24 protein-coding genes are annotated in these 26,542 nt (G+C 70.1%); 7 read left to right on the top strand and 17 right to left on the bottom strand.

Translation table 11 applies throughout. From position 1 onward, the window contains the following. The first annotated feature begins 27 nt into the window (after positions 1-27). Both ACIG36_RS26725 and ACIG36_RS26730 read left to right on the top strand, forming a co-directional pair. Positions 28-381: a hypothetical protein gene (locus ACIG36_RS26725; RefSeq protein ID WP_399932819.1), complete on the top strand. Its 354-nt coding sequence runs from the start codon at positions 28-30 to the stop codon at positions 379-381. Continuing rightward, positions 374-625, top strand: a complete 252-nt coding sequence (locus ACIG36_RS26730; protein WP_399932822.1) for a hypothetical protein — start codon at positions 374-376, stop codon at positions 623-625. The genes ACIG36_RS26725 and ACIG36_RS26730 overlap by 8 nt, the downstream gene beginning before the upstream one ends. Positions 626-782: 157 nt before the next feature. Here ACIG36_RS26730 and ACIG36_RS26735 read toward each other — a convergent pair whose 3' ends face one another. From ACIG36_RS26735 to ACIG36_RS26765, 7 genes are all read right to left on the bottom strand, one after another. After that, positions 783-1,937, bottom strand: coding sequence for an ABC transporter ATP-binding protein (locus tag ACIG36_RS26735; protein WP_399932825.1), 1,155 nt, complete (start codon positions 1,935-1,937; stop codon positions 783-785). Next, complete coding sequence (locus ACIG36_RS26740) at positions 1,930-2,988, bottom strand: ABC transporter ATP-binding protein (RefSeq protein ID WP_399932827.1); 1,059 nt, start codon at positions 2,986-2,988, stop codon at positions 1,930-1,932. The genes ACIG36_RS26735 and ACIG36_RS26740 overlap by 8 nt, the downstream gene beginning before the upstream one ends. A gap of 11 nt (positions 2,989-2,999) precedes the next feature. Continuing rightward, the gene (locus tag ACIG36_RS26745; protein ID WP_399932830.1) at positions 3,000-3,938 is read right to left on the bottom strand and encodes an ABC transporter permease; all 939 of its coding nucleotides are present in this window, start codon (positions 3,936-3,938) and stop codon (positions 3,000-3,002) included. Beyond that, positions 3,931-4,857: an ABC transporter permease gene (locus ACIG36_RS26750; protein WP_399932833.1), complete on the bottom strand. Its 927-nt coding sequence runs from the start codon at positions 4,855-4,857 to the stop codon at positions 3,931-3,933. The genes ACIG36_RS26745 and ACIG36_RS26750 overlap by 8 nt, the downstream gene beginning before the upstream one ends. Positions 4,858-4,955: 98 nt before the next feature. Further along, positions 4,956-6,587, bottom strand: a complete 1,632-nt coding sequence (locus tag ACIG36_RS26755; protein WP_399932836.1) for an ABC transporter substrate-binding protein — start codon at positions 6,585-6,587, stop codon at positions 4,956-4,958. Between the two features lie 432 nt (positions 6,588-7,019). Continuing rightward, a complete protein-coding gene (gene typA / locus ACIG36_RS26760; protein WP_399932838.1) occupies positions 7,020-8,924 on the bottom strand; it encodes a translational GTPase TypA in 1,905 nt (634 codons plus the stop codon). Positions 8,925-9,195: 271 nt separating this feature from the next. Next, the gene (locus tag ACIG36_RS26765; RefSeq protein WP_399932841.1) at positions 9,196-11,226 is read right to left on the bottom strand and encodes an ABC transporter family substrate-binding protein; all 2,031 of its coding nucleotides are present in this window, start codon (positions 11,224-11,226) and stop codon (positions 9,196-9,198) included. A 279-nt stretch (positions 11,227-11,505) separates the two neighbouring features. Between ACIG36_RS26765 and ACIG36_RS26770 the strand changes: the two genes are divergently transcribed. Genes ACIG36_RS26770 through ACIG36_RS26790 form a run of 5 tightly spaced genes read left to right on the top strand, consistent with a single transcriptional unit; the run spans position 11,506 to position 17,242 of the window. Continuing rightward, a complete protein-coding gene (locus ACIG36_RS26770; RefSeq protein WP_399932844.1) occupies positions 11,506-11,799 on the top strand; it encodes a hypothetical protein in 294 nt (97 codons plus the stop codon). Positions 11,800-11,851: 52 nt separating this feature from the next. Next, positions 11,852-12,694: a hypothetical protein gene (locus tag ACIG36_RS26775; protein WP_399932846.1), complete on the top strand. Its 843-nt coding sequence runs from the start codon at positions 11,852-11,854 to the stop codon at positions 12,692-12,694. Between the two features lie 13 nt (positions 12,695-12,707). After that, positions 12,708-14,660, top strand: a complete 1,953-nt coding sequence (locus ACIG36_RS26780) for a fumarate reductase/succinate dehydrogenase flavoprotein subunit (RefSeq protein WP_399932849.1) — start codon at positions 12,708-12,710, stop codon at positions 14,658-14,660. Further along, positions 14,657-15,436: a succinate dehydrogenase/fumarate reductase iron-sulfur subunit gene (locus tag ACIG36_RS26785; protein WP_399932852.1), complete on the top strand. Its 780-nt coding sequence runs from the start codon at positions 14,657-14,659 to the stop codon at positions 15,434-15,436. Before ACIG36_RS26780 ends, ACIG36_RS26785 begins: the two co-directional genes overlap by 4 nt. A 54-nt stretch (positions 15,437-15,490) precedes the next feature. Further along, positions 15,491-17,242, top strand: coding sequence for a TPM domain-containing protein (locus tag ACIG36_RS26790; RefSeq protein ID WP_399932855.1), 1,752 nt, complete (start codon positions 15,491-15,493; stop codon positions 17,240-17,242). Positions 17,243-17,291: 49 nt separating this feature from the next. Here ACIG36_RS26790 and ACIG36_RS26795 read toward each other — a convergent pair whose 3' ends face one another. The 10 genes from ACIG36_RS26795 to ACIG36_RS26840 form a co-directional block, all read right to left on the bottom strand. Continuing rightward, positions 17,292-19,805, bottom strand: a complete 2,514-nt coding sequence (locus ACIG36_RS26795; protein WP_399932858.1) for a SpoIIE family protein phosphatase — start codon at positions 19,803-19,805, stop codon at positions 17,292-17,294. A gap of 188 nt (positions 19,806-19,993) precedes the next feature. Next, complete coding sequence (locus ACIG36_RS26800; RefSeq protein WP_399932861.1) at positions 19,994-20,413, bottom strand: ATP-binding protein; 420 nt, start codon at positions 20,411-20,413, stop codon at positions 19,994-19,996. 234 nt (positions 20,414-20,647) lie between these two features. After that, positions 20,648-21,064: a (deoxy)nucleoside triphosphate pyrophosphohydrolase gene (locus ACIG36_RS26805; RefSeq protein WP_399932863.1), complete on the bottom strand. Its 417-nt coding sequence runs from the start codon at positions 21,062-21,064 to the stop codon at positions 20,648-20,650. A 174-nt stretch (positions 21,065-21,238) separates the two neighbouring features. Continuing rightward, positions 21,239-21,418, bottom strand: a complete 180-nt coding sequence (locus tag ACIG36_RS26810; RefSeq protein ID WP_399932866.1) for an SPOR domain-containing protein — start codon at positions 21,416-21,418, stop codon at positions 21,239-21,241. A gap of 153 nt (positions 21,419-21,571) precedes the next feature. Then, on the bottom strand, positions 21,572-23,212 hold the full coding sequence (locus tag ACIG36_RS26815; RefSeq protein ID WP_399932869.1) for an APC family permease: 1,641 nt from the start codon (positions 23,210-23,212) through the stop codon (positions 21,572-21,574). A 227-nt stretch (positions 23,213-23,439) separates the two neighbouring features. Continuing rightward, positions 23,440-24,192, bottom strand: a complete 753-nt coding sequence (locus ACIG36_RS26820) for a GntR family transcriptional regulator (RefSeq protein WP_399933383.1) — start codon at positions 24,190-24,192, stop codon at positions 23,440-23,442. Positions 24,193-24,547: 355 nt separating this feature from the next. Beyond that, positions 24,548-25,828, bottom strand: a complete 1,281-nt coding sequence (locus tag ACIG36_RS26825) for a tyrosine-type recombinase/integrase (RefSeq protein WP_399932872.1) — start codon at positions 25,826-25,828, stop codon at positions 24,548-24,550. Positions 25,829-25,869: 41 nt separating this feature from the next. Next, positions 25,870-26,052 (bottom strand): helix-turn-helix domain-containing protein, encoded by a 183-nt coding sequence (locus ACIG36_RS26830; RefSeq protein ID WP_399932874.1) that lies wholly within the window; start codon positions 26,050-26,052, stop codon positions 25,870-25,872. Next, complete coding sequence (locus ACIG36_RS26835; RefSeq protein WP_399932877.1) at positions 26,049-26,312, bottom strand: hypothetical protein; 264 nt, start codon at positions 26,310-26,312, stop codon at positions 26,049-26,051. Before ACIG36_RS26835 ends, ACIG36_RS26830 begins: the two co-directional genes overlap by 4 nt. Continuing rightward, positions 26,309-26,539 (bottom strand): hypothetical protein, encoded by a 231-nt coding sequence (locus tag ACIG36_RS26840; protein WP_399932880.1) that lies wholly within the window; start codon positions 26,537-26,539, stop codon positions 26,309-26,311. The genes ACIG36_RS26835 and ACIG36_RS26840 overlap by 4 nt, the downstream gene beginning before the upstream one ends. Positions 26,540-26,542 lie beyond the last annotated feature (3 nt).

Genomic DNA, 26,542 nt, shown 5'->3' on the forward strand with positions numbered 1-26,542 from the left:
GAATTCCGCGATCGAGAAGGACGGCGCATGACCGTACAGCACGCCGATCACGACGGCCCGCTCATCCCGAAGCCCGCCCAGACGCTGCCCGCCCTTCGCCAAGCCGTGGCCGCGGTCGCTCCGTCGCGCCTGCCGGAATTCTTCGAGGACATGCAGAACGCGTTCGTCCAGGCAGGTGAGGAAGGAAGCGTCGTCCCGATCCGGATGTTCTACCGGCGTTGGGCCGTCGTCGTCGAGATCGAACGCCATCCGCAGACCGCGCGGCGCCTGCACGACGCGGAACGCGCACTGGACAGCGAGCATGCGGCGGTACGGGACCAGGCGGTCCGCGAAGCCGGCGAGATCGTCCGTGCCGCACATCGCGAGGTCGAGAGTGGCTGACTGGCACTGGGAGCACGACCCGGACGACCTTCTCGACGGGCTTCCTCCCGAAGCGACTGCCGAGGTCGCACTCCTGGCTCAGGAGATCGCCACACGCGACTCCATGGTCTTCCTCGACGGCACCGCCTACGTGGGCCCCGGCCCCGGGCTGCGCACCGAGAGCCGGGGCCGGGTCATTCTCACCTATCTGACGGATGTCCGAGGTGAACGCATCGTTGTCGTGCAAGTCTCCTGGTTCGGCTGATCAAGAGGCGGATCCATCGAACGGTGTCACCCTCACTCCCCCAGCACGCCAGGTCCAGCCGCCGCAGACGCTCGCGGCGAGGGAATGTGACGCCGACAGGGGCTCCCCCGGTCCCCCGGGTGAGCCCCTGTCGGCGTTCGAAAGGCGGCAGCGGGCGTTACGCCGCGCCCACCACCTGCTTCTCCTCGGCGAAGTGGCACGCCGACTCGTGCGCCGCCGGCGTCTTCCTGCCGGCGAAGACCTCCGGCACCGCCAGCAGCGGCACCTCCTTCGCGCACTTGTCCTCCGCCTTCCAGCAGCGGGTGCGGAAGCGGCAGCCGGACGGCGGGTTGGCCGGCGAGGGCACGTCACCGGTGAGGATGATGCGCTCGCGGCCCTCGCGGGCGTCGGGGTCCGGGACCGGGACGGCCGACAGCAGCGCCTGGGTGTAGGGGTGCGTCGGGTGGTCGTAGATCTCGGAGTCCGTGCCGATCTCGGCCATCTTGCCGAGGTACATCACGCCGACGCGGTCGGAGATGTGCCGGACGATCGACAGGTCGTGGGCGATGAAGACGTAGGAGAGGTTGAACTCGTCCTGCAGCTTCTCCATCAGGTTGACGACCTGCGCCTGGACGGAGACGTCCAGGGCCGAGACCGGCTCGTCGCAGATGATGATCTCCGGGTTCAGCGCCAGGCCGCGGGCGATGCCGATGCGCTGGCGCTGTCCGCCCGAGAACTGGTGCGGATAGCGGTTGATGTACTCCGGGTTGAGGCCGACGACGTCCAGCAGCTCCTGGACGCGCTTGCGGCGGTCGCCCTTGGGAGCCGCCTCGGGGTGGATCTCGAAGGGCTCGCCGATGATGTCGCCGACCGTCATGCGCGGGTTGAGCGAGGTGTACGGGTCCTGGAAGACCATCTGGATGTTGCGGCGGACGGCCTTCAGCGCACGCCCGGACAGCTTGGTGATGTCCTGGCCCTTGTAGAAGACCTCGCCGGAGGTGGCCGTCTCCAGGGTCATCAGCAGCTTGGCCACGGTCGACTTGCCGCAGCCGGACTCGCCGACGATGCCCAGCGTCTCGCCCTGGTAGAGGTCGAAGGAGACGCCGTCGACGGCCTTGACCGCGCCGACCTGCTTCTTGAAGAGGATGCCCTGGGTCAGCGGGAAGTGCTTGACCAGGTTGCGCACCTGCAGGATCGGCTCGCCGCGCTCGACGGGGGCGTCGAGGACGGCCTCGACCTCCGCCGTCGTACTGGCGTCGCTGACCTCGACCTTGGAGACGTTGGGGGTCGCGTCCGCCGCCACGGCCTCGTCCTTCTTGCCGGTCTCAGCCATGGATCGTCTCCTTCCAGAAGTGGCACGCGCTGCCGCGGCCGGCCAGCGCCGTGCCGTCCTTCTCGGCGACCTGCTGCAGCGCCGGGATGTCCGTGCGGCACAGGTCGGTCGCCTGGGGGCAGCGCGGGTTGAACGCGCAGCCGGTGGGGATGCGCAGCAGGTTGGGCGGCAGGCCCTTGATGGCGTAGAGCTCCTGGCCCTTCTGGTCCAGGCGCGGGATCGAGTCCAGCAGGCCCTTGGTGTAGGGGTGCGCCGGGCGCTTGTAGAGCTCGTGCACGGGGGCGGTCTCGACGATGCGTCCCGCGTACATCACCGCGATCTTGTCGGCGACGTCCGCGACAACGCCCAGGTCGTGGGTGATCAGGATCAGACCCATGTTGAACTCGCGCTGCAGCTCTGCGAGCAGGTCCATCACCTGCGCCTGGACGGTGACGTCCAGCGCGGTCGTCGGCTCGTCCGCGATGATCAGGTCCGGCTCCAGCGCCAGCGCCATCGCGATCATGATGCGCTGCCGCATACCGCCCGAGAACTGATGCGGGTAATCCCCCACCCGCTCCTTGGCGGCCGGGATGCGCACCCGGTCCATCAGCTCGATGGCCTTGAGCCGGGCCTCCTTCTTGGACAGGCCCTGGTGCACCCGGAACATCTCGCCGAGCTGGTAGCCGACGCTGAGCACCGGGTTCAGGGAGGACAGCGCGTCCTGGAAGATCATGGCGATCTTGCTGCCGCGGATCTTCCGGCGCTCCTCGCCGGACATCTTCAGCATGTCCTGGCCGCGGAAGAAGATCTCGCCCTGCGGGATCTTCCCCGGGGGCATGTCGAGGATGCCCATGATGGCCTGCGCGGTCACGGACTTGCCGGAACCGGACTCGCCCAGCACGGCCAGCGTCTCGCCCGCGCTGACGGAGTAGTTGACGCCGTTGACGGCCTTGGCGACGCCGTCACGGGTGTGGAACTCCACGTGCAGGTCGCGGACCTCGAGCAGCGGGGCGCTGTCGTCGCCGGCGCGCGGCTCGGGGACGTTCGCGGTCTTCTCGGTTGTGGTGGTCACGTACGCCTCCCTCAGCGCAGCTTGGGGTCGAGGGCGTCGCGCACCGCGTCGCCGAGCAGGATGAACGCGAGCACGGTCAGGCTCAGGAACGTGGCCGGAACGAGCAGGACGTGCGGGGCGTCGCGCAGCTGGCTCTGGGCGGCGGAGATGTCCACGCCCCAGGAGACCACGGGGTCCTGGAGGCCGATGCCCAGGTACGACAGGGTGGCCTCGGTGGAGATGTAGCCGCCGAGCGCGATGGTGGCGACGACGATCACCGGGCCGATGACGTTCGGCAGGATGTGCCGGAAGAGGATCCGGCCGGTGCCGGCGCCCAGGGCGCGGGCGGCGGTCACGAAGTCCGCCTGCTTCTGGGTGATGACCGCACCGCGCATGACGCGGGCGATCTGCATCCAGCCGAAGGTGGCGAGACCGAGCGTCACGGTCCACTCGGTGCGGTGCGTGAACGCCTGCAGCAGCGTCAGGGCACCGAGCAGCAGCGGGATGCCGAAGAAGATGTCGGTGATGCGCGACAGGAGGGCGTCGAGCCAGCCGCCGAAGTAGCCGGCGAGCATGCCGATGAGGCCACCGAAGACGGTGACCGCGAGGGTGACGCAGACGCCGACGATGATCGAGGCACGGGCGCCGTGGACGGTGCGCGCGTAGACGCTCTGACCCTGGCCGTTGTAGCCGAACCAGTCGCCCTCGAAGACGTGGGACCAGTTCGGCGGGGCGAGGTAGTGACCGCGCAGGTCGGCCTGGCGGGGGTCGACGTCGGTGAACAGCGTCGGGAACGCCGCCATGATGATGAACAGGATCAGCAGCACACCGGACGCCCAGAACAGCCAGCTGCCGCGCAGCGAACGCCAGGCGTCCTGGCCGAGGGAGCGGGGCTTGTTGGACCCTTCCTTCAGCGCCGTGGTCACGGCCTCGGGCGTTTGGGTCTCGTGAGGCAACGTCTTCTCAGGCATAGCGGATCCTCGGGTCCAGGACGGCGTACAGCAGATCGACGACCAGGCTGCTCACGAGGTAGACGAGAACGAGCACGGTCACGATGCCCACCACGGTGGGGCCTTCACTGGTCTGGATGGACCGGAAGAGCGTGTTGCCCACGCCCTGGATGTTGAAGATGCCCTCGGTGACGATGGCGCCGCCCATCAGCATGCCGAGGTCGGTGCCGAGGAACGTGACGACAGGAATGAGGGAGTTGCGCATCAGGTGCACTCCGATGACCCGCTTGCGCGGCAGGCCCTTGGCCACGGCGGTGCGCATGTAGTCGGCCCGGAGGTTCTCCCCGATGGTGGTCCGGGTCAGACGGGTGACGTACGCCAGCGACAGAGCGGCCAGCACGATGGCCGGGATCATCAACTGCCCGAGGTTCATGGAGTCCTGGACGGTGGGGGTGATGACCTTCCACTTCAGTCCCAGCAGGAACTGCGTGACGTAGCCGATGACGAACACCGGGATCGAGATCACGATCAGGGTGAGCACCAGAACGAACTGGTCGAGGAACTTGCCGCGCTTGAGGCCGGTGAGCACGCCGAGGGCGATGCCCACGACGACCTCGAAGGCGAAGGCGAGCAGTGCCAGCCGGATCGTCACCGGGAAGGCTTCGGCCATCAGGTCGGCGACGGGGCGGCCGGTGAAGCTCTGCCCGAAGTCACCTTGGAAAAGGCCGGAGATGTAGTTCCAGTACTGCTCGAGCAGTGGCTTGTCGAGGCCGTACTCGTGGCGCAGTCTCGCGACCGTCGCCGGGTCGGCCGCCTTGGGCCCGAAGAGCGATTTGATGGGGTCGCCCGGCAGCGAATACACCATCAAGAAGATGAGCAAAGTGGTCCCGATGAAGACCGGGATCATCTGGAGCAGTCGCCTCGCGACAAAGCGCCCCATGGTTCCTCCTGTCGCCGACGGGGCCCGGCGGCACACCCCCGCTGTCCTGTGGGAGAAGGGTGGCCGCCGGGCCTTACGTCACTGCAAGCGTGTCCCGGTTACTTCTTGACCTCGACGTCCGTCCAGATCGCCTGGCGGAAGGAGTCGAACTTGACGTTCTGCACCTTCTTGGAGTGGCCGGCGAGGGTGTGGTCGAAGAAGAGCGGGATGGAGGGCATGTGCTCCTGGAGGATCTTCTTCTCGGCCTCCGCGTAGAGCTTGTTCGACTCCTCGATGGTCTTGGCCGCGTCGGCCTTGTCCATCAGCTCGTCGATCTCCTTGACGCTGAACTCCATGTCGTTGGCACCGGCCTTGGTCCGGTACTGGGCGGAGATGAAGTTCTGGATGTTCGGGAAGTCCTGCACCCAGGCCATGCGGAACGCGCTCTTCATGCGGCGCTCGGTGATGTCGGTGCGGGACTGCTGGAAGGTCGGCTTGGGGTCGGTGACGCACTCGACGCCGCCGTTCTGGCGGATGTCGTTGCAGACCGCGTCGGCCCACTCCTTGTTGGCGCCGTCGGCGTTGTAGGTCAGGGTGACCTTGTTGCCGGGAACGCCGCCGCCCTCCTTGATGAGCTGCTTGGCCTTGGCCGGGTCGAACTTGCAGAACTCACCGCAGGCGCCGGCCTGGTAGCCCTCGACGACCTTCGGGGTCAGACCGTCGGCGGCGTCCTTGCTGCCCTTGAGCGCGGTCTTGGCGATGGTCTCGCGGTCGATCGCCATGGACAGGCCCTGACGGACCTTCACCTTCTCCGGCTTGGCCCACTCGGCCTCGTACAGCGGGAAGGCGATGTTGGTGTTGCCGCCGAACATCTGGCTGATGGCGCGCTTGCCCAGGTCGTTCTTGAACTGGCCCGCCATGGAGTTGGGCACCTGGTACATGATGTCGAGCTTGTCGGAGACGAGGTCGTTGTAGGCCGCGTCGTCCTTGTTGTAGAACTTGAAGATGACGCCGCCGTTCTTCGGCTTGTCGTCACCCTTGTAGTCGGCGAACTTCTTGGTCTTGAACTCGACCTTGTGCTGCCAGTCCCCGTCCATCATGTACGGGCCGTTGCCGATCGGGTGCTCGCCGAACGCCTTGGTGTCCTTGTAGAACGCCTTGGGCAGCGGGGAGAAGACGTCGTAGAAGAGCTGCTCCTTGAAGGTGGAGACGGGCTTCTTCAGATCGATGGTGAACTCGAGGTCGTTGACGATCTTCAGGCCTTCGAGCTTGTCGGCCTTGGGGTCGCCCTTCTCCGGGTGGACGTCCTCGTAACCCTTGATGGGCTCGAACCAGGAGGCGTTCAGCTGGGCGTTCTTGGCGTTGGAGGCCCAGTTCCACGCGTCGACGAAGGAGGCGGAGGTCTGCGGCTCGCCGTTGTGGAACTTCCAGCCCGGCTTCAGCTTGACCTTGAAGTGCTGGTTGTCCGTGGTCTCGATGCTCTCGGCCGCCACCATGCGCAGCTTGGACTTCTCGTCGAAGTCGACGAGGCTGCGGAAGAGGTTCTTGACGATGTATCCGCCGCCGACCTCGTTGGTGTTGCTCGGGATGATCGGGTTCTGCGGCTCGACGTTGTAGTACGTGTAGGTGCCGTCGGGGTTGACGGCTGCGTTGTCGTCGTCGCTGCCGCTTCCACCGCCACCACAGGCCGTGGCTGTCAACGCAACGGCAATGGCTCCCGCGACCCAGGTAGCGCTCTTGGCACCGCGCATGGGAATGCCCTCCTCATGAGTCCACTATCACTACAAGATGAGGCGCCGGCCCCACGCTGACACCCCTGACAGCGGAGACGGAACCGGCACCTCGAGTGTGCTCGTGAGTCGGCGCTCCCCACAGCGCGTGACCCATTGACCCGAGCTCAGTGAACCCAACTATTGGGTACGACCGCCCTTTAAACCACACTTATAGGGTCTCGCTTTGGTCACATCGATCATCGCGCGACGTTCGAAATCCGGACAAAGACAGCGCAGACAGACACCTACGAAACGGACTGTTAACACGACATCCGACGCTGTGGGCCCGTTATCCGGACAGAAACGCCGACAGGCCCGGCGCCCCGCGTGATGCGGGGTGCCGGGCCTGCCGGGAAAGGTGACAGTGCGTCAGCCAATACGCGCTGGGCGCTGTCCTTCAGCGCTTGGCGCTCAGCGCTTCGCGCGCGACGCGGTGCGGCCGCGCTCCTTCTGGTCCAGGACGACCTTGCGGATGCGGACCGCCTCCGGGGTCACCTCGACGCACTCGTCGTCGCGGCAGAACTCCAGGGACTGCTCCAGCGACAGCTTGCGCGGCGGGACGATCGCCTCGAAGGAGTCAGCGGAGGAGGAGCGCATGTTGGTGAGCTTCTTCTCCTTGGTGATGTTGACGTCCATGTCGTCGGCGCGCGAGTTCTCGCCGACGATCATGCCCTCGTACACCTCGGTGCCCGGGTCGGTGAAGAGCACGCCGCGCTCCTGGAGGTTCGTCATCGCGAAGGCGGTGACGGCACCGGCGCGGTCGGCGACCAGGGAGCCGTTGTTACGGGTCTTCAGCTCGCCGAACCACGGCTCGTGGCCCTCGTGGATGGAGTGGGCGATACCGGTGCCGCGGGTGTTCGTCAGGAACTCCGTGCGGAAGCCGATCAGGCCGCGGGACGGGACGACGAACTCCATGCGGACCCAGCCGGAGCCGTGGTTGGACATGTTGTCCATGCGGCCCTTGCGGGTGCCCATGAGCTGGGTGACGGCACCCATGTGCTCCTCGGGCACGTCCACCGTGAGGCGCTCGACCGGCTCGTAGGTCTTGCCGTCGACCTGCTTGGTGACGACCTGCGGCTTGCCGATGGTCATCTCGAAGCCCTCGCGGCGCATCTGCTCGACCAGGATGGCGAGCGCCAGCTCACCACGGCCCTGGACCTCCCAGGCGTCGGGGCGGTCGGTGTCCAGGACGCGCAGCGAGACGTTACCGACGAGCTCGCGGTCCAGACGGTCCTTGACCTGGCGGGCGGTGACCTTGCGGTCCTTGACCGCGGCCTTGGCGTCCGCGCCCTTGCCGGTGCCGCCACGGCCGACCAGCGGCGAGGTGTTGGTGCCGATGGTCATGGAGATCGCGGGCTCGTCGACCGTGATCAGCGGCAGCGCGACCGGGTTCTCCGGGTCGGCCAGCGTCTCGCCGATCATGATGTCGGGGATACCGGCGACGGCGCAGATGTCACCGGGGCCGGCCACCTCGGCGGGCTTGCGGGTGAGGGCCTCGGTCATCATCAGCTCGGTGATGCGGACGTTGGAGACCGTGCCGTCACGCTTGATCCACGCGACGGTCTGGCCCTTGCGCAGCTCGCCCTGCTCGACGCGGAGCAGCGCGATGCGGCCGAGGAAGTTGTCGGCGTCGAGGTTGGTGACGTGGGCCTGGAGCGGCGCGTCCTCCTCGAAGGCCGGGGCCGGGACGTGCTCCAGGATGGTGGAGAAGAACGGCTCCAGGTTGGTGCTGTCCGCGGGGACGGTGCCGTCCTCCGGCTTGGTCAGCGAGGCGATGCCGTCACGGCCGCAGGCGTAGACGATCGGGAACTCGATCTGGTCCTCGTCGGCGTCCAGGTCGAGGAAGAGGTCGTAGGTCTCGTTGACGACCTCGTCGATGCGGGAGTCCGGGCGGTCCGTCTTGTTGATGCAGAGGATGACCGGCTTCCGCTGCTGGAGCGCCTTGCGGAGCACGAAGCGGGTCTGCGGCAGCGGGCCCTCGGAGGCGTCCACCAGCAGCACGACGGCGTCGACCATCGACAGACCGCGCTCGACCTCGCCACCGAAGTCGGCGTGGCCGGGGGTGTCGATGATGTTGATGGTGATCGGCTCGCCGCCGTCCTTGGGGTGGTACTTCACCGCCGTGTTCTTGGCCAGGATCGTGATGCCCTTCTCACGCTCCAGGTCGTTCGAGTCCATGACCCGGTCGTCGACGGAGTCGAGCTGGTGGGCGGCGAAGGCGCCGGCCTGCTTGAGCATGGCGTCGACGATGGTCGTCTTGCCGTGGTCGACGTGGGCGACGATGGCGACGTTACGAATGTCGTGGCGCGTGGGCATACTTGCGGCGCTTCTCCCGGAATCGTGGATGGCGGCGCGTACGGTCCGGCACGCGCGCCCTGCCGGGCAGATCACGCCGCGGCCTCTTCCATGGTACGGGGCGCTGCCGCGTTTGGCCGCCGCAGGCCGCTGGGGGGTGCCCTGACCTGCGGTTTCTTTCCTGGTCTCAATCGCCGGCCGGGCTTTTCAGCCCGGCCGGCGATTGAGGCCAGGGCACAGAAGCCCGGCCGGCGCTTGAGGCCTTACGGGAAGGGGCGGGGTGGGGGAGAACTCACCGCTTGAACCCCAGGTCCTGGTACCGCGGGGTCGCCAGCCCGAAGGCCCCGGCGTTCACCACGGTCCGGCGGCTGCCGACCAGCTCCGGCCGCTGGTACAGCGGGATCGACGCCGCCACTGCCCAGATCCGGGCGTCCGCCCTGGTCACCAGGTCGCGGGAGACCTCGGGGTCGAGCTCGGCGGAGGCCTGGTCCAGGAGCCGGTCGATCTGGTCGGTGCCGACGCGGGTGTAGTTCTGCTCGACGGTCAGCGAGCCGTCGGCGGCCGGCTGCGGCTTGGCGAAGATCGGGCGGGCGTCGGTCGCCGGGTAGGCGCCGGTGGGCCAGCCGTAGAGGGCCAGGTCGAAGTCGCCGGAGGCGATGTGGTCCTTGAAGAAGGCCGCGTCGTCGACCTTGGTGATCTCGGTGCGGACGCCGATGGCGTCCAGCTGGCGGGCGATCCGCTCGCCGACGGCCCGCAGCGGCTCGCTGCCGCTGCCCTGGGGGAGGACGAAGCGCAGGACCAGCTTCTTGCCGTCCTTGTAGCGGGCGGGGGCGGCGGCCGCCTTGCCGCCGGTGTCCCGGGCGCCCTTGCCGTCCGGCAGCCCGTCGGGGTCGTCCCCGTCCAGGCCGTCCGGATCCTCCAGCCCGTCCGGGTCGTTCCCGTCGGGGTCCGGGTCGTCGTCGCGTCCCCGGTCCTCGTCGGAGCCGGACCGGCTCGGCAGCGGCAGGTCGCGCAGCGCCTTGCGCTGTGGGACGGCGCCGTGCCCCTCCTTCCAGCCGGCGTCCGCGAGCAGGGCCTGGGCGGCCTTGGGGTCGAGGGAGCCGAGGGCGGAGCTGGTGTCCTCGTAGCCGGGCTGGCCGGCGACCAGGACGTGGCTGCCGGGCGGGTCGGCGGGCAGCCCGAGCGGCTTGAGGACGTACTCGGCGATGGCCCGGCGGTCCACGGCGCGGGCGATGGCGCGCCGGACCCGTTCGTCGGCGAGGGGGCCGGAGGCGCCGTTGAGGGCGAGCTGGGTGTAGGCGGGCTCGAGGGAGCGGCGCACGACCAGGCCGCGCAGGGCCGTCACGTCGGCGGCGGCGGGCTTGTTCGCCTTGTTGCCACCACCGGCGGAGGGAGCGGCGCCGGGCTGGCGGCCCTTGTCCGACTTCTGCGGGGTGTTCGCCTTGGTGATGCGTTCGGCGGCGCCGGGACTGATCTCCGCGAGGTCGACGCGCCCGGCCGCCAGCGCCTCGATCCGGCGATCGCGGGGCACGGCCCGCAGCACGAGGCTGTCGAGCTTGGCCCGGTCGCCCCACCACCGGGGGTTGCGGACGAGGGTGAGGGTGCCCTGTTTCTGGTCGCGCGTGCCGACCTTGAACGGGCCGGCGGCGAGCCCGGCCTCCTTGCGGGCGGTGTCGTTGAAGGCGGTGGGGCTGCCCATGACGGACCGGGGGTAGAGGGGGGTGAACAGCGCGGTCCAGTCGGCGTAGCTCTTGGCGAAGGTGACCTTGACCTCGCGGTCGTTCGCGCCGCGCTCGACGCGGTCGATGCGGTCGTAGCCGGCGTGGTGGGCGGCCCAGAATCCGCTGTCCTTGCCGCGCAGGGCCTTCCACTGGGCCTCGAAGTCGGCGGCCGTGATGGCGCTGCCGTCGCTCCAGACGGCCTTGGGGTTGAGGCGGTAGACCACGACCTGGCGGGGTTCGCGCTGCTTGAGCTCGGCGGCCGTGAGGTAGTCGGGGTCGCGTTGGGGGCGGCCGCGCGCGTCCAGGGTGAACAGGGTGGGCAGGACGGCCTGGGCGACCCGGTGCGCGGTGGCGTCCGCGTCGGCCTGGAAGGTGTTGTAGGTGGCGGGCAGCGCGTCGACGGCCCAGGTCAGGGTGCCCTTGTCGGCGACCTTGGAGCGGGGGGCGGCGGCGATGTCCTGGGCGACGGCCGGGCCGTCGTCGGCGTCCTCGGCGGTGCCGCCGCCGGAGCAGCCGGCCAGCAGGGGCAGCGGGAGCAGGACCGCGGCGGCGGCGAGGACGGCGGGGCGGCGCCCGGGGGGCCGCGTGCGCATGGACGACATGGGTGCCACCTCCGCCGGGCGTCGAGCGCCGGTGCTGTCTGCTGCCTGTGCTGCCGCCCACTGAAGGCGAGAGCCCGCGCGAAGACGTGCCGACACGTCGCCCGCGCGGCCCACGCCACCCACCTGGGCGAACGCGGACACGGCCGGAGCCGGGCGCGCGAGGCGTTCCCCCGAAAGCCTGATCCCGGCGGCTATCTTCCCCTTGAGGGGTGTGACGCGCGACACTCTCAGTCGCATGACCGGGCGCCACCCGCAATCGCCGGAGCGGAAGGCCACATCATGTCCGTTGACGATGAACTGACCACCATTCAGCGCTGTCTCGACGACCTGGACCGTGCGATCGGCCGAGTGGAGCAGCAGCTGGGCAAGCGCGGCCTGGAGGTGCGGCGGATCCGCACCGACGCCGGGCACCTGCGGGAGAGCATCGCCCTGCTGCGGGGGAACGGCGGCGGCAGGCCCGCGAAGAAGCCGCTCCAGGCGATGGTGCTGGTGTCCGACACCCCGTACGACGCCTCCCTGTGGACGGACGCGGAGGAAGAGGGCCTCGGCTCCCGCAACGGGCACGCCCCCTGATCACGTCCAGGCAGCGGCGTCCCCACCGTCCCACTCCTCCCCGGAGTCCCTCTTGGCCACTGGAACCGAACCCGAAGCCTCAGCCACGGCCGGTGACCGGGCCGCGCACGGCGTCCATCACGCCTCGCGCGCCGCGATCCCGGCCCGCCACCTGCGTCGCGACCGCTGGTGGCTGCAGCCCGCCGCCACCGCCGCCGGTCTGCTGGCGTTCATCGTCTACTCCACCTGGCGCGCGTTCGCCGGTGACGACTACTACGCGGCGCCCTACGTGTCGCCGTTCTACTCGCCCTGTCTCGCGGAGAACTGCGCGGAGATGAAGGGCGGCGCGGACTGGGAGATCTTCGGCGCGTGGTGGGGCCTGTCCCCCGCGCTGATCGTCCTGATCTTCCCGCTGGGCTTCCGGCTGACCTGCTACTACTACCGCAAGGCCTACTACCGGGGCTTCTGGGCCTCGCCGCCGGCCTGCGCGGTGCCCGAGCCGCACGCGAAGTACTCCGGCGAGAGCCGCTTCCCGCTGGTCCTGCAGAACATCCACCGCTACTTCTTCTACTTCGCGGTGCTCGTGGCGGGCGTGCTCACCTACGACGCCGTGCTGGGCTTCCGCGACGAGAACGGCGCGTGGGGCCACATGGGCCTCGGCACCCTCGTCCTGCTCGCCAACATCGCGCTGATCTGGGCGTACACGCTCTCCTGCCACTCCTGCCGGCACATCGTCGGCGGCCGGCTGCGGACCTTCTCCAAGCACCCGGTGCGCTACCGGATGTGGACGGGGGTGAGCCGGCTCAACGCCCGCCACATGCAGCTGGCCTGGGCCTCGCTGGTGAGCGTGGCGGTCGCCGACCTGTACGTCTACCTGGTCGCCAGTGGCGCCTTCGACGATCCGCGCTTCTTCTAGGAGATCCGAACTGATGACACGGGTGGACCGGCAGTCCTGGGACGTGGTCGTGGTGGGCGCCGGAGGCGCCGGGCTGCGCGCGGCCATCGAGGCGCGCGAGCAGGGGCTGCGCTGCGCGGTGATCTGCAAGTCGCTCTTCGGCAAGGCCCACACGGTGATGGCCGAGGGCGGCATCGCCGCCTCCATGGGCAACGTCAACCACAACGACAACTGGCAGGTGCACTTCCGCGACACGATGCGCGGCGGGAAGTTCCTCAACAACTGGCGGATGGCCGAGCTGCACGCGCAGGAGGCGCCCGAGCGGGTCTGGGAGCTGGAGACCTGGGGCGCGGTCTTCGACCGCACGCCGGACGGGAAGATCTCGCAGCGCAACTTCGGCGGCCATGAGTACCCGCGCCTGGCGCATGTGGGCGACCGCACGGGCCTGGAGCTGATCCGCACCCTCCAGCAGAAGATCGTCTCGCTGCAGCAGGAGGACGAGCGGCAGTACGGCGACTACGAGTCGCGGCTGAAGGTCTTTCAGGAGTGCACGGTCACGCGGATCCTCAAGGACGGCAGGCGCGTTTCCGGTGTCTTCGGCTACGAGCGCGAGTCGGGGCGGTTCTTCGTCCTGGAGGCCCCGGCGGTGGTGCTGGCCACCGGCGGCATCGGCAAGTCGTTCAAGGTGACCTCGAACTCCTGGGAGTACACCGGCGACGGACATGCGCTGGCGCTGCTGGCCGGGGCGCGGCTGATCAATATGGAGTTCGTGCAGTTCCACCCCACGGGCATGGTCTGGCCGCCGTCCGTCAAGGGCATCCTGGTCACCGAGTCGGTGCGGGGCGACGGCGGGGTGCTGCGCAACAGCGACGGCAAGCGGTTCATGTTCGACTACGTCCCGGACGTCTTCAAGGAGAAGTACGCGGAGTCCGAGGCCGAGGGCGACCGCTGGTACACCGACCCGGACACCAACCGCCGCCCGCCGGAGCTGCTGCCCCGCGACGAGGTGGCGCGGGCCATCAACGCCGAGGTCAAGGCGGGGCGCGGTTCCCCGCACGGCGGGGTCTTCCTGGACGTCTCCACGCGGATGCCCGCCGAGGTGATCCAGCGCAAGCTGCCCTCGATGCACCACCAGTTCAAGGAGCTGGCGGACGTCGACATCACGGCCGAGCCGATGGAGGTCGGCCCCACCTGTCACTACGTGATGGGTGGCATCGAGGTCGAGCCGGACACCGCGGCGGCCACCGGTGTGCCGGGCCTGTTCGCCGCGGGCGAGGTCGCGGGCGGCATGCACGGCTCCAACCGGCTGGGCGGCAACTCGCTGTCCGACCTGCTGGTCTTCGGGCGGCGCGCGGGGCTGCACGCGGCCCGCTACGCGGCCGCCTTCGCCACGGGCGCCGCGCCCGAGGTCTCGGCCGCCGACATCGAGCTGGCGGAGGCGGAGGCGCTGCGCCCGTTCGGGGCGGAGAGCGGGAAGCCCGGGGAAGCCGGGGCGGAGAAGGGTACGGCCGAGAATCCGTACACCCTGCATCAGGAGCTGCAGCAGACCATGGGCGACCTGGTCGGCATCATCCGGCGGGCCGGCGAGGTGGAGGAGGCGCTGCACCGCCTGGCCGGGCTGCGGGCGCGGGCCCGGCGGGCCGGCGTGGAGGGGCACCGGCAGTTCAATCCCGGCTGGCACCTGGCCCTGGACCTGCGCAACATGCTGCTGGTCAGCGAGTGCGTGGCGCGGGCGGCCCTGGAGCGCACCGAGAGCCGGGGCGGGCACACCCGCGACGACTACCCGGGCATGGACCGGCGCTGGCGGCGGCTGAACCTGGTGTGCCGGCTGGCCGAGGACTCCACCGAGCCCGCGGCGGCCGATTCGGCCCTGGGCCTGATCCGGCTGGAGCAGCAGGAGACCGAGCCGATCCGCGGGGATCTGCTGGCGCTCTTCGAGAAGGAAGAGCTGACGAAGTATCTGACGGACGAGGAGCTCACCTCATGAGTTATCAGGCCCGCTTCAAGGTGTGGCGGGGTGATGCGGACGGCGGCGGCCTCGTCGACTACGAGGTGGCCGTCAACGAGGGCGAGGTCGTCCTCGACATCATCCACCGGCTGCAGGCGACGGCCGCGCCCGACATGGCCGTGCGCTGGAACTGCAAGGCGGGCAAGTGCGGCTCGTGCAGCGCCGAGATCAACGGGCGGCCGCGGCTGATGTGCATGACGCGGATGTCGGTCTTCGACCCCGCCGAGACGATCACGGTGACCCCGATGCGGGCCTTCCCGGTGCTGCGGGACCTGGTGACGGACGTGTCGTACAACTACGCCAAGGCGCGCGAGGTGCCGTCGTTCGTGCCGCCGGCGAGTCTGAAGCCGGGTGAGTACCGGATGCGTCAGGAGGACGTGGGCCGGGTCCAGGAGTTCCGCAAGTGCATCGAGTGCTTCCTGTGCCAGGACACCTGCCATGTGGTGCGTGACCACGAGGAGAACAAGGCCGCTTTCGCCGGGCCGCGCTTCCTGATGCGGGTGGCCGAGCTGGACATGCATCCGCTGGACGCGGCGTCCGAGGAGGGCGTGGACCGCAGGCGGGGGGCGCGCGAGGAGCACGGGCTGGGCTACTGCAACATCACCAAGTGCTGCACGGAGGTCTGCCCCGAGCACATCAAGATCACCGACAATGCGCTGATCCCCTTGAAGGAACGGGTGGTCGACCGGTCCTACGATCCGCTCGTCTGGCTGGGAAACAAGATCCGCCGCCGGGGGGCCGAACACTCTCCGTGATAGCTCAGGCCCTCCCGGTAGCGGGTCGGCCATTCCGGTCATACGCTCCAAAATGTGACGCGGCTTTCCTGGCGGTACGGGCCGGAGGCGCGGAGCTGGGCCCTGGTCAGCGCCGTCCTCGCGCTGTGCGCCCTGCTGCTGCCCCCCGCGCCCGCCGCACGCGCCGACACGCCCCTGGACCTGGAGGCCGCCGGCCGCGTCACCGACACCGTCGGCGCCCTCGCGCGCCGCCGGGTCCAGGTCGACGCCGCCATCGACCGGCTGCGCACCACCCACCACGTCCAGCTCTACGTCACCTACGTCCACGACTTCTCCGGCCGCACCGGACGCACCTGGGCGGACGCCACGGCCGACCGCAACGGCCTGGGCCCGCACGACATCCTGCTGGCCGTCGCCACCAACCCGCGCCGGTTCGCCGTCTCCGCCGACGCGGAGTCCGGCTTCCGCAAGGACCAGCTCGCCCTCGTCGAAGGCACCGCCATCGCGCCCGCCGTACAGGCGCACGACTGGGCGGGGGCCGCCATCGGCGCCGCCGACGGCTACGCCGCCGTCCTGAGCGGCGAGCCCGTACGCCCGCCCGTCATCCGGCCCGGCCGCAGCGACCCCGGCGGCGACGGCCTCGTCCCCGGCCGGCGCAGCACCTGGCTGCCGGTGGCCGGGGGCGCCGCGGCGTGCCTGGGCGCCCTGTACCTGTGCACCCGCCGCGGCCGGGCCGCCCGGCGCCGCCGGGCCGGCGTCACCCGCGACCGCCCCGTCCTCGCCACCACCACCGAACCCGGGCTGGCCAGGCTGGCCCAGCCCCTCACCCCGCTGCCCGACCTGGAGGAGGAAGCGGCGCGCGACCTCGTCGGGACGGACGACGCCGTGCACACCAGCACCGAGGAGATACTCTTCGCGACCGCACAGCTGGGCGAGCGCGCCACCCGCCGCTTCGCCGAGGCCGTCGCCTACGCGCGCGACGAGCTCGCCGTCGCCTTCCGGCTGCGGCAGCGGCTGGACGAGACCGCGTACGAGGACGAGGACGTCCGGCGCCACGCCCTCGACGAGATCTGCTCCCGCTGCACCAGCGCCAACCGGCGCCTGGACGCGGAGTCCGAGGCCTTCGACCGGCTGCGCGGCCTGAAGGTCAACGCGGCGCTGATCCTCGACGGCGCCGAGACCGTCGCCCGCGCCCTCGAGCCACGCGTGAGCGCCGCCGAGGCCGTGCTCACCGCCCTGGCCCAGTGCCGCGCGGGCCCGGCCCTGGAGCCCGTCGCCACGCACCCCGCCGAGGCCCGCGACCGGCTGGCCGTCGCCGAGGCCGCCCTCGCCGAGGCGCGCTCCGCCCTGCTCGTGGGCTCCCCCCGGCGCGCCGCGCTCTCCCTGCGCACCGCCGAGGCCGCCCTCTCCCAGGCCCACGTCCTCGCCGGAGCCGTGCTGCGCCACACGCACGGCCTGACCGCCGGCCCGGCCCCCGGCCCGGCCGCCCGCGCGGTGCGCGCCGCCCGCGGCGAGGTGGCCGCCGCCCGGGACTACATCGCCACCCACCGCGGCGCGGTCGGCTGCCGCGCCCGCACCCTGCTCGCCGAGGCACGTCACCTCCTCGCCGCCGCCACGGAGGCCACCGCCCTCACTGCGGCCCCGCGCGCCAGGGACCTGGCCCGCACGGCCCGCTCCCTGGCCGAGGACGACGTCGCCGCGTACGCCCCGCCCGTCCTGCCCTACCCGACCCTGCGCGGCGCGCTGCTGGGCGGCGTCGTCCTGGCGACGGAACTGCTGCCGCCGACGTTCGGCGGCGTGGGCACGCGCGGGCGGCTGGGTGACTGAAGGCACGCGGAATCAGGGCTAGGGCGTGTCCGATGGGTCGGCACGGGCCCTAGTACAGGCTGAGCAGCGCCTCCACCGCGTCCGGTGCCGGGGAGTCGCCGTCGGGGAGGCCGAGCTCGAACCAGACCGTCTTGCCGTGCGGGATGCGGCGGCTGCCCCAGGCGGCGCTGAGCAGGCCCACCAGCTGCAGGCCCCGGCCGCCCTCGTCGGTGTCGCGGGCGCGCCGCCGCCGCGGCTGGACGTGGCCCCCGTCCCAGACCTCGCAGACCAGGGTGCGGTCCAGCAGCAGCCGGAGCCTGATCTCGCCCTCGCCATAGCGCAGGGCGTTCGTGACCAGCTCGCTGACCAGCAGCTCGGTGGTGTCCACCAGGTCGGTCAGGTCCCAGGCCTCCAGCTGGTCGCGGGCCAGCTCGCGGGCACGGGCGACCGAGCGCGGCTCGGGCGGCAGCGTCCAGTCGCCCACGCAGCCGGGGCGCAGGCCGCGCAGCCGGGCCATGAGCAGGGCGATGTCGTCCTCGCCGTGGTGGGTGTCCAGCGCGCTCAGGACGTGGTCGCAGACGTCCTCCAGCGGGCGCTCGGGGTCGGACAGGGCCTCACGGAAGGCCTGCAGGCCCTCGTCCAGGGGGTGGTCGCGGGACTCGACGAGGCCGTCGGTGTACAGGGCGAGCAGCGCGCCGTCGGGGAGCTCGATCTCGGTCTCCTCGAACGGCTCGCCGCCCACGCCCAGCGGCATCCCCGGCGGGACCTCCAGCAGCACCGCCGGCTCCCCGGCCTCCACCAGCACCGGCGGCAGGTGACCGGCGTTGGCGACGGTGCAGCGCCGGGTGACCGGGTCGTAGACGGCGTAGACGCAGGTGGCCAGGTAGACCTCGGAGAGGTCGGCGGGGCGGACGCTGCCGCGCACGCCGCGCGAGGCGGACTGCTTGCCGCCGGGCCGGCCCAGGCCGTGGGCGATCTCGTCGAGGGCGGAGAGCACCTCGGCCGGCTCGAGGTCGAGCATGGCCAGGGTGCGCACGGCGGTGCGCAGCTCGCCCATGGCGACGGCGGCACGCAGCCCGCGGCCCATGACGTCGCCGACGACGAGCGCCGTGCGGTGGCCGGGCAGCTCGATGACGTCGAACCAGTCGCCGCCGACCTCGGTGGCGGCGTTGCCCGGCAGGTAGCGGCAGGCGATCTCGACGCCGGCGGCCTCCGGGTCGCCGGGGGGCAGCAGGCTGCGCTGGAGGATCAGGGCGCGCTCGTGCTCGCGGCGGTAGAGGCGGGCGTTGTCGATGCAGACGGCCGCACGGGCGGCCAGCTCGACGGCCAGGGCGGTGTCCCGCTCGCCGAAGGGCTCGCTGCCCTTGGTGCGGGAGAACTGGGCGAGCCCCACGACGGTGTCGCGGGCGACCATCGGCACGGCGAGCGTGGACTGCACGACGGCGCCCAGCTCGGGGCCCTCCTCGCTCTCGCGGCCGGGGACGACCTGGACGTGCGCGGTGCGCAGGGCCTGCGCGCACGGCGAGTGGAAGGGGTAGCGGTGCACCTCGCCGACCTGGATGGGCTTGTGGCCGTCGTCGACGGGCACCCCGGACACCGCGCTGGAGTAGGCCACGCGGCGCAGTTCGGCGCTGCCGTCGGCGAGGCCGGGCGGGGCCTCGTCGCCGACGAGCAGGCCCTGGTAGAGGTCGACGGAGGCCAGGTCGCAGAACTGCGGGACGGCGACGTCCAGCAGCTCGCGGGCGGTGGTCTCCAGGTCGAGGGAGTTGCCGATGCGCGCGCCGGCCTCGTTGAGCAGGGCCAGGTTGCGCCGTACGCCGGCGGCCTCGCGCTCGGCTCGGCGGCGTCCGGTGACGTCGGTGGCGATGGCGGCCACGCCGATGGGCCGTCCGCTGCCGCTGTGCAGCCGGTACAGGGAGACCGACCAGCGGCGCCGCTCGCTGTGGCCCGGCACCGGTCCGACGAGCTGAATGTCCGCCACCGGCTTTCCGCTGTCGAGGACTTGGCGCAGGGCGGCGGTCAGCCGTTCGGCCTCGTGGCGGGGCAGGAAGTCGTGCGGGGTGCGGCCACGGTGCCAGGCGGCGGGGCGGCCGAAAGTCTGGGCGAAACTCTCGTTGACGCGCAGCAGGGTCAGGTCCGTGCCGAAGAAGAAGAAGCCGAGCGGAGATTGGCCGAAAACGGCTTCCGACGCGGCGATGTCGGTCTCTATTCCGCGCAGCGCCCGGACGTCGACGGCCACACACAGGGCGGCGCGCTCGCCGTCGCCGTTCTGGCTGGGCATCACATAGATCTCGGCGAGGCCCTGTTGGCGGTCGTCGCGCTGATAGGGCACGAGCCCGGTCCAGGCCTTGCCGTCGAGGCCGCCCTCGGCGAGAAAGGGCACGGCCGGGCGGGGCGGGTGGTGGCGTGCGTCGACGGGCGCGAACACCTCGAGGGGGTTCTTGCCGACGGCGTGCCGGGCCGCTATCCCGAAGAGTTCGGTCGCCCGTTCGCTCCATTGCTCGATCCGGCCGTCGGAGCCGAGGGAGAACGACGCCACGCGGATGTAGTCATAAAGAGACCCGGGCGGGCTGCTCTGCCACATCCATGTGGCGTCCGTACCCTCTGGCCTGCCCGCAGTACCCGCTGGCTTTTCGCTCACGTGCCCGTCCCCTCCGGCTCATGTGCTCGCACCGGCATCAGAAGGCCGAGTATCCAGCACAGGGGCCCTTCGGAACACGGACTTCACGATCACAGCACGGTCTCAACCCGCTATGTCTTCTCCCCGGGTTACTAACCGGGCAGACTGAGCTCGAACCACACCGTCTTTCCGGTGGTTCCGGGTCGGGTACCCCAGCGTCTGGAGGCCAGTGCCACCAGTTGCAGTCCGCGGCCGCCCTCGTCGTCGGGTTCGGCCACGCGTTCGCGGGGCGGGTCGGGCAGGGGGTCGGAGACCTCGACGAGGAGGCTGGGGCCGGCGTGGGAGTACATCCGGACGCCGATGGGCCCGCTGGCGTACCGCAGCGAGTTGGTGACGAGCTCGCTGACCAGCAGGACCGTGACGTCGGTGACGACCTCCAGGCCCCACTCGCGCAGGGTGTCGCGGACCAGGGTGCGGGCGGTGCGCACCGCGCCGGCCTCGGCGGGGAAGCTCCATTCGGCGAAGCCGGGCGTCCATTCCAAGGTCCCTGCGCTGTCGCTCACGCCGACCACTTCCCAGACCGCTGCGACCCCACCATCATGTCCGGCTTTGGGGCTAATAATCAGCACATACCCGGTATAGGGGTCGGACTATCTTCTTCGTCCGGCTCCGTCCGCGAGAGTTGCCGCATTCGGCGTACACCGGCGTAGGGCGCCCGGTCGGGGGCGGACCAGGAGGCCGGCGCTGAGGGCGGTCGGCGCGGAGAGCGGTCGGCGCTGAGAGCGGTCGGCGCTGAGAGCGGGAGGTCAGCGCGGAGGGGTGGCGTCCGCCGCGGCCAGCAGCCGGGCGGCGAGGGCCACGGCGGGACGGTCCTGCTCGAGCCAGTCGACGTCGCCCACCCGGTCGGGGGCCAGCCAGCACAGCTCGTCGTGGTCCTGCAGCGGGCGGGCCTCGCCCGCCACCAGCCGCGCCGTCCAGACGTGCAGGACGTAACCGGGCCCCAGCGGCCACTCCCCCTCGACGCGCTCCAGCGGCTCGGCCTCGATCCCCAGCTCCTCGCGCAGCTCGCGCACGAGCGCCTGGCGGGCCGTCTCACCGGGCTCGACCTTGCCGCCGGGCAGCTCCCAGCGGCCGGCCAGCTCGGGCGGGGCGCTGCGCCGCGCGGCCAGCAGCCGCCCCTGGTGAAACACCGCTCCGCCGACCACCACACGTACCGCGTCCATGGCACGAAAGCGTAAGGCCCGGCACATGACGTGCCGGGCCTGGGGCCTGGGGCCGGGGCCGCTGTCCGGGCCCGGGAGGGCCCGGGACGGCGCCGGGCCTGGGAAGCGCCGCCCCGGGGGCGCACTCACGGAGGGTGGTGCGCGCCGGGCGCGCCCCGCCTCCCCGGGAGGCGACTAGGTGATGGCGCGCCCGACCCGCTCGACTATGTAGAGCCGGCGACGGCCCTCCGCGTCCAGCCGGTCGGCCACGCGCTCCGCCTCCGTTCTGGTGGCGTAGCGGCCGACGCGGTAGCGGTTGCCGTTCTCGTCCTGGCGGATCACCAGCCAGGGCAGGACCGGTCCGGTGTCAGTCATCGCTCCTGCCCTCCCGTCGCCGCGCGCACCGGCGCACGCCCTTCGGTGACTTCCGAAGAAACCGCAGTCCGCATATGCCCGAGCGTACGCCCGACCTTTACGCAGCGGATACGGGTTTTCACGAAGAGGTACGCATTCGGCCACCCGTAAGGGTTACTTGGCCTGGGCGAGCTCCGCGTCCTCCGGCTCCTCGGCCGCGTGGACGTCCTTCATTTCCTGCTCGACCTGAACAAGCGTCGGGTTGCGCCACGCGCTGCGCACACCCCACAGGTAGAAGGCGAGCGCGATCAGGACAACCACGACGATGTCCCAGCCGGGGGCGAGGTAGCCCTTGCCGCCGAACTCGGTGCCGCCGGCCCACGAGACGAACGCCATGACCAGCAGGTAGGCCACCATCCAGGCGCCGGCCTGCAGGTGCGGCTTGAGCTCGGCCCAGGGCTTGCGCAGTTCGTACCAGGCCCAGATCGGCAGGCCGATGGCCATGATGAAGATGACCTTGCCCGTCAGCGGCCAGCGGGCCCAGTACATGACCAGCGAGCCGAAGATCATCGCGATGGGGGCGATGACCGGCATGGCCTTCAGCTTGACCGGGCGCTTCATGTCCGGCGCGATGCGGCGCAGCGACATCACGGCGACGGGGCCGGTGATGTACGAGATGACCGTGGCGACACCGACGATCTCGGCGATCGAGCCCCAGCCGCGGAAGACGGCCAGGAAGACGAAGGAGATCACCAGGTTGAGCAGCAGGGCCGGCTTCGGGACACCGGTCTTGGGGTCGACCTTGCCGAAGACCTTCGGCAGGTGGCCGTTCTCCTGGACGCCGTGGATCATGCGCGAGGTGGTGGCCGCGTAGATCATGCCGGTGCCGGAGGGCGAGACGAAGGCGTCCGCGTAGAGCAGCAGCGCCAGCCAGTTCAGGCCCCAGGCGATGGAGAGGTCGGCCAGGGGCGACTTGTAGGCGAGGCTGTTCCAGCCGCCGGAGAGGTCCGCGGCGGGGACGGCCATCAGGAAGGCGACCTGCAGCGCGATGTAGATGACCAGCGCGATCAGGATGGAGCCGATGACGGCCTTGGGCAGCGACTTGCCGGGGTTACGGGCCTCGGCGGCCATGTTCAGCGGCGACTGGAAGCCGTTGAAGGCCCAGACGATGCCCGCGACGGCGACGGCGCTGAAGACGGCGCTCCAGCCGTTGGGCGCGAACCCGTCGTGGTCGACGACATTGCTGGTGTCGAAGTGCGCGAACATCAGCGCGCCCGCGGTCAGCACCGGCACCACGACCTTGAAGACCGTGATCGCGTTGTTCGTCTTGGCGAACAGGGTGATGGCGAACCAGTTCAGGAAGAAGTAGAAGACCACCAGGACGCTGGCGGCCGCGAGGCCGGTGCCGGTGAGCTCCTTGCCGTCGAACAGGTTCTTCGCCCAGCCGAAGTCCCACGAGCTCATGTACTGGATCGACGCCGTCGCCTCGCCGGGGATGACGGAGACGATCGCGATCCAGTTGGCCCAGGCGGCCATGTAGCCGGCCAGCGAGCCGTGCGAGAACTGCCCGTACCGCACCATGCCGCCCGCCTTGGGGAACATCGAGCCGAGCTCGGTGTACGTCAGGGCGATGGTCAGCGCCACGATGGCGCCGATGACCCAGGCAAAGATGGCGGCCGGGCCGGCCAGGACCGCGGCGCGCTCGGCGCCGAACAGCCAGCCGGAGCCGATGATCGACCCGAGGCCGACGGCGGTCAGCGCCGTCGTGCCGAGGGTCCGGCGGTAATTGGAGTTCGAACCCTGTTCGGTACTCAAGCCCCGGATCTCCTTTGCTTTCTAACTCCCCCACGGCAGGACACAAACCGCGCCATCGTACGAGCGATTTGGCCTGCTTGATTCCGCGAAAGGGCTCTGACCTGGGGCTATGTGAGTTTTACAACAGTAAGGAGAGGGACTTTAAGGCGGGTGAAATCGGGACAAAGGCCGCACTTCCTACCCGCCGGTACGAGCGGCGGGCAGGACAGTTCACATGCGGTTCACGCCTACTTCACCGGCAGGTGGTACGCGGCGCGGAAGCGCTCGGCGAGCATCACCACGTCGGCGGTCTCGACCGGGCAGCCGCCCGCGAAGTACGTCCGGGAGACCACCAGCACGCAGTGGCCGGGCACCCCGCCGAGCGCGAGGGTCTCCTCCGCGAGCCCGGGACGCGCGCCCACCTCCTCGGTGACGTTGTCCACGACCAGGTCGATGGCAGCCATCCGCTCGACCACGCCGCGCCCCGCCAGCGGCCCCTCCTCGGGCAGCATCACGGGCGTCCGGCCGGTGAGCGCGAGCGGCTCCCAGGAGGTGGAGAGCATGCAGGGCTCGCCGCCGGAGCGGAACAGGTAGTCGGTGCGCATCACCCGGTCGCCCGGCCCGATCCGGAGCCGCCGGGCGACGGCGGTGTCGGCCGCGCACTGCTCGCTGCGCGACTCCCAGGTGCCCTTGACCCGGTCATCGGCCTGCTCCTGGCGGAAGGGCGTGGACTCCCCGACGGCCCGGTAGCCCGTACGCACCACGGCACGCGGCACGGGCTGCTCGCGGACGTACGTACCGGACCCGGAGCGCCCCTCGACGAGCCCCTCGGCCATCAGGACCTTGCGGGCCTCCAGGGCGACGGTGTCGGAGACGCCGTACTGCTCACGGATCCGGGCCTGGGAGGGAAGGCGTGTGTGCGGCGGCAGCTCGCCTGCGACGATTTTCTGCCGGAGATCGCCGGCGACGCGAAGGTATGCGGGCTGGTCACCGAAGGCCACGTCCACTCCCAAGGGGTTGACAGTCCGCAACAGTTTGGCAACCGTAGGTTGCGGTCCGCAACTCTAGGCCAAGGAATCACCGGATGTGGTGAATTGCAGCTCAGCGGTGCGTAACCGAGATCCACAGGCACATGCGAAGAGCACTCTCCGGCGGCAATTCCGCAACTATGCGGGGATGGCCGGACAAGGGATGACAAAAGGCCGCCCTCCCCGCGTTTCCGCAGGCAGGACGGCCCCTGACAGCCGGCTCAGACGTTGAAGCGGAATGTCTACCACAACGCTCTGACCTGCGGAAACGCCCCCTCTGAGGGACCGAGTCAGCACAGTATCAGCACGGTCAGCGCAGGTCAGCACGTCACGCCGCCGTGCCGTAGTCGCCAGCGACCTCGGAGGCCGGGCTCTCCACGTCCAACGGTACCGGCCGCATCGCGCTCTGCATGACCTCTCGGCAGCGGTGCCAGGCCCCCGGGACGAGGTGGCCGTAGATGTCGACCGTGACCTTGATCGACTTGTGGCCCAGCCAGCGCGAGACCTCGTGGATCGGGATTCCGTGCGCCAGCGCCGTCGAGGCGAAGAAGTGCCTCAGAGAATGAGGCGTGTACTTCGGCTTGCCATTCGCGTCAACGAGTCCGGCGGCTATGCACGCCTTCTTGAAGTGGTAGCCAAACGTTCCTGCTGTGGGCATGGTCCCCTTGCCCCGGTCGCGGGGAGCGAAGAAGACGTCGAGCTGTCGATCTTTGCCGGACGCCGTCTTGAAAGCGACGGGGATAGGAGCCCACTGTGCCTCGTGGGCCTCGATCTCCTCATCCAAGAAGGGGGCAATCGGAATGTCTCGGTACTCGCCCTCGGCTCGGTGCTTCAGTGGCACGAATGTCGTCCGGCTGTCGCCACGGTTCGCCTTAGCGCTCACTTGCCAGCGAACCCTGATGAACTCGGTCCGCCGGCATTCGCTCGCGAAGGCGAGGGCCTCGCTTGGCCGCAGACCAGCGCCGGACATCAGGTAGATCGTGAGGCGGTACTGAGGTGAGATGTGCTTTCCGAGGAGATCGACTTCTTCGAGGGTCGGGATCTCGTCCTCGTCCACGGCCGTCGTGCTCGTCCGAGGCAGTTTGACGCCCTTGGCCGGGTTCTCGGATATTCGCTTTTCAACTATGGCGGCATCGAGCAGCGCCGTCACGATGTTCATACGGTCGTTGATCGTCGAGGCAGCCATGCCTTCGCCCTTGCGGTGCAGGGCCGCGATGAACCGCTCGAAGTCGGGCTTCGCGAGGCCAGCAAGGGTCTTACGGCCGAGGTGCGGCACGAGGTGGTTCCGGATGAAGCCCTCGTAGTTCCTGAAGGTTCCCTCGGCGAGGATCTGCCGTTCGAGCCAGTCCTTCACCCACGCCCGGAGGGTGATCGCTCCCCGCTGCGGGTCGAGGTAGATACCCATGCCCTTGTCGTTCTCGACCTTCGAGGCAAAGGCATCGGCCCCGTTTGGGCCGGTCTTCTTCGCGAAGGTCTTCTCCCGCTGTCTCGCGGTCCGGCCGCCGGGCTCGCGGTACCGGACGGTCCAGTTGTGACCGCAGCGGTTCTTCTCGCAGGGGTAGTTTCGGTCCTGCGGATCTGTCTTGCACTTCTGGAAGACGGTTGCCATATGGCCCCCTTTCGTACTGGGGCAAGGCAACGCTGTGCCTGTTACCCGTAGTGATCTTCGAGATAGGCGACGATGTCGCGCTCGCGGAAGCGCAGGAGGCGGCCGACCTTCTGGGGCCGCAGTCCCCACGTCCGGTACTTGTTCTTGACGGTGATCTCGCTGACTTTGAGCCACGAGGCCACCTCTTCCGGCGTCAGAAGCCGGTTGCTCCCGCCCTGGGTCAAGCCCGCCCCTCCACGCGGGTGAGGTTGTGCACGGCGGCCCAGGCGGTTGCCGCCGACGCGACGGCCTGCCTCTTGTCCTGCTGGAGCTGGCGGACGGCGGCCGGCACGCTCGTGAAGTCGTCGATCCCGAGGAGCTGTGCAACCTGCCGGAGGATCTTGGCGGGGTCGGGCTCCGGGCGCGAGTAGACGCGACACTCCTCGCCGGAGACGCCGAGCACCCACCCCCAGCCGTTGTCGAGGACCTTCTGGCTGGGCTTCATTCGGCGGCTCCCTGGTAGTCGCGTCGGCTCTGCTTGGTGAGGTGGTAGAGGTCGTGGTCGCACTGGTAGATGCGGTTCTCGCGGGCGATTCCGCGGCGAATGCCTTGGCGCTCTGCGTGGCGATCTCGCTTCGCCTGTGCCCGGCCGAGGGCCTTCTCGGCGGAGCGTCGATCGGCGAAGCCTCGCTTCGAGCTGCATTGGCAGGTCTGCCACTCGACGGGCTTCATGCT

This window comes from Streptomyces sp. NPDC053048 (assembly GCF_044547045.1).
Taxonomy (GTDB): domain Bacteria; phylum Actinomycetota; class Actinomycetes; order Streptomycetales; family Streptomycetaceae; genus Streptomyces.

Bases quoted from the DNA above. Each gene is read 5' to 3' on its own strand.
- ACIG36_RS26725 (WP_399932819.1), top strand. From the start codon at position 28: ATGACCGTACAGCACGCCGATCACGACGGCCCGCTCATCCCGAAGCCC.
- ACIG36_RS26735 (WP_399932825.1), bottom strand. From the start codon at position 1,937: ATGGCTGAGACCGGCAAGAAGGACGAGGCCGTGGCGGCGGACGCGACC.
- ACIG36_RS26745 (WP_399932830.1), bottom strand. From the start codon at position 3,938: ATGCCTGAGAAGACGTTGCCTCACGAGACCCAAACGCCCGAGGCCGTG.
- ACIG36_RS26750 (WP_399932833.1), bottom strand. From the start codon at position 4,857: ATGGGGCGCTTTGTCGCGAGGCGACTGCTCCAGATGATCCCGGTCTTC.
- ACIG36_RS26755 (WP_399932836.1), bottom strand. From the start codon at position 6,587: ATGCGCGGTGCCAAGAGCGCTACCTGGGTCGCGGGAGCCATTGCCGTT.
- typA (WP_399932838.1), bottom strand. From the start codon at position 8,924: ATGCCCACGCGCCACGACATTCGTAACGTCGCCATCGTCGCCCACGTC.
- ACIG36_RS26765 (WP_399932841.1), bottom strand. From the start codon at position 11,226: ATGTCGTCCATGCGCACGCGGCCCCCCGGGCGCCGCCCCGCCGTCCTC.
- ACIG36_RS26770 (WP_399932844.1), top strand. From the start codon at position 11,506: ATGTCCGTTGACGATGAACTGACCACCATTCAGCGCTGTCTCGACGAC.
- ACIG36_RS26780 (WP_399932849.1), top strand. From the start codon at position 12,708: ATGACACGGGTGGACCGGCAGTCCTGGGACGTGGTCGTGGTGGGCGCC.
- ACIG36_RS26785 (WP_399932852.1), top strand. From the start codon at position 14,657: ATGAGTTATCAGGCCCGCTTCAAGGTGTGGCGGGGTGATGCGGACGGC.
- ACIG36_RS26795 (WP_399932858.1), bottom strand. From the start codon at position 19,805: ATGTGGCAGAGCAGCCCGCCCGGGTCTCTTTATGACTACATCCGCGTG.
- ACIG36_RS26805 (WP_399932863.1), bottom strand. From the start codon at position 21,064: ATGGACGCGGTACGTGTGGTGGTCGGCGGAGCGGTGTTTCACCAGGGG.
- ACIG36_RS26810 (WP_399932866.1), bottom strand. From the start codon at position 21,418: ATGACTGACACCGGACCGGTCCTGCCCTGGCTGGTGATCCGCCAGGAC.
- ACIG36_RS26825 (WP_399932872.1), bottom strand. From the start codon at position 25,828: ATGGCAACCGTCTTCCAGAAGTGCAAGACAGATCCGCAGGACCGAAAC.
- ACIG36_RS26835 (WP_399932877.1), bottom strand. From the start codon at position 26,312: ATGAAGCCCAGCCAGAAGGTCCTCGACAACGGCTGGGGGTGGGTGCTC.
- ACIG36_RS26840 (WP_399932880.1), bottom strand. From the start codon at position 26,539: ATGAAGCCCGTCGAGTGGCAGACCTGCCAATGCAGCTCGAAGCGAGGC.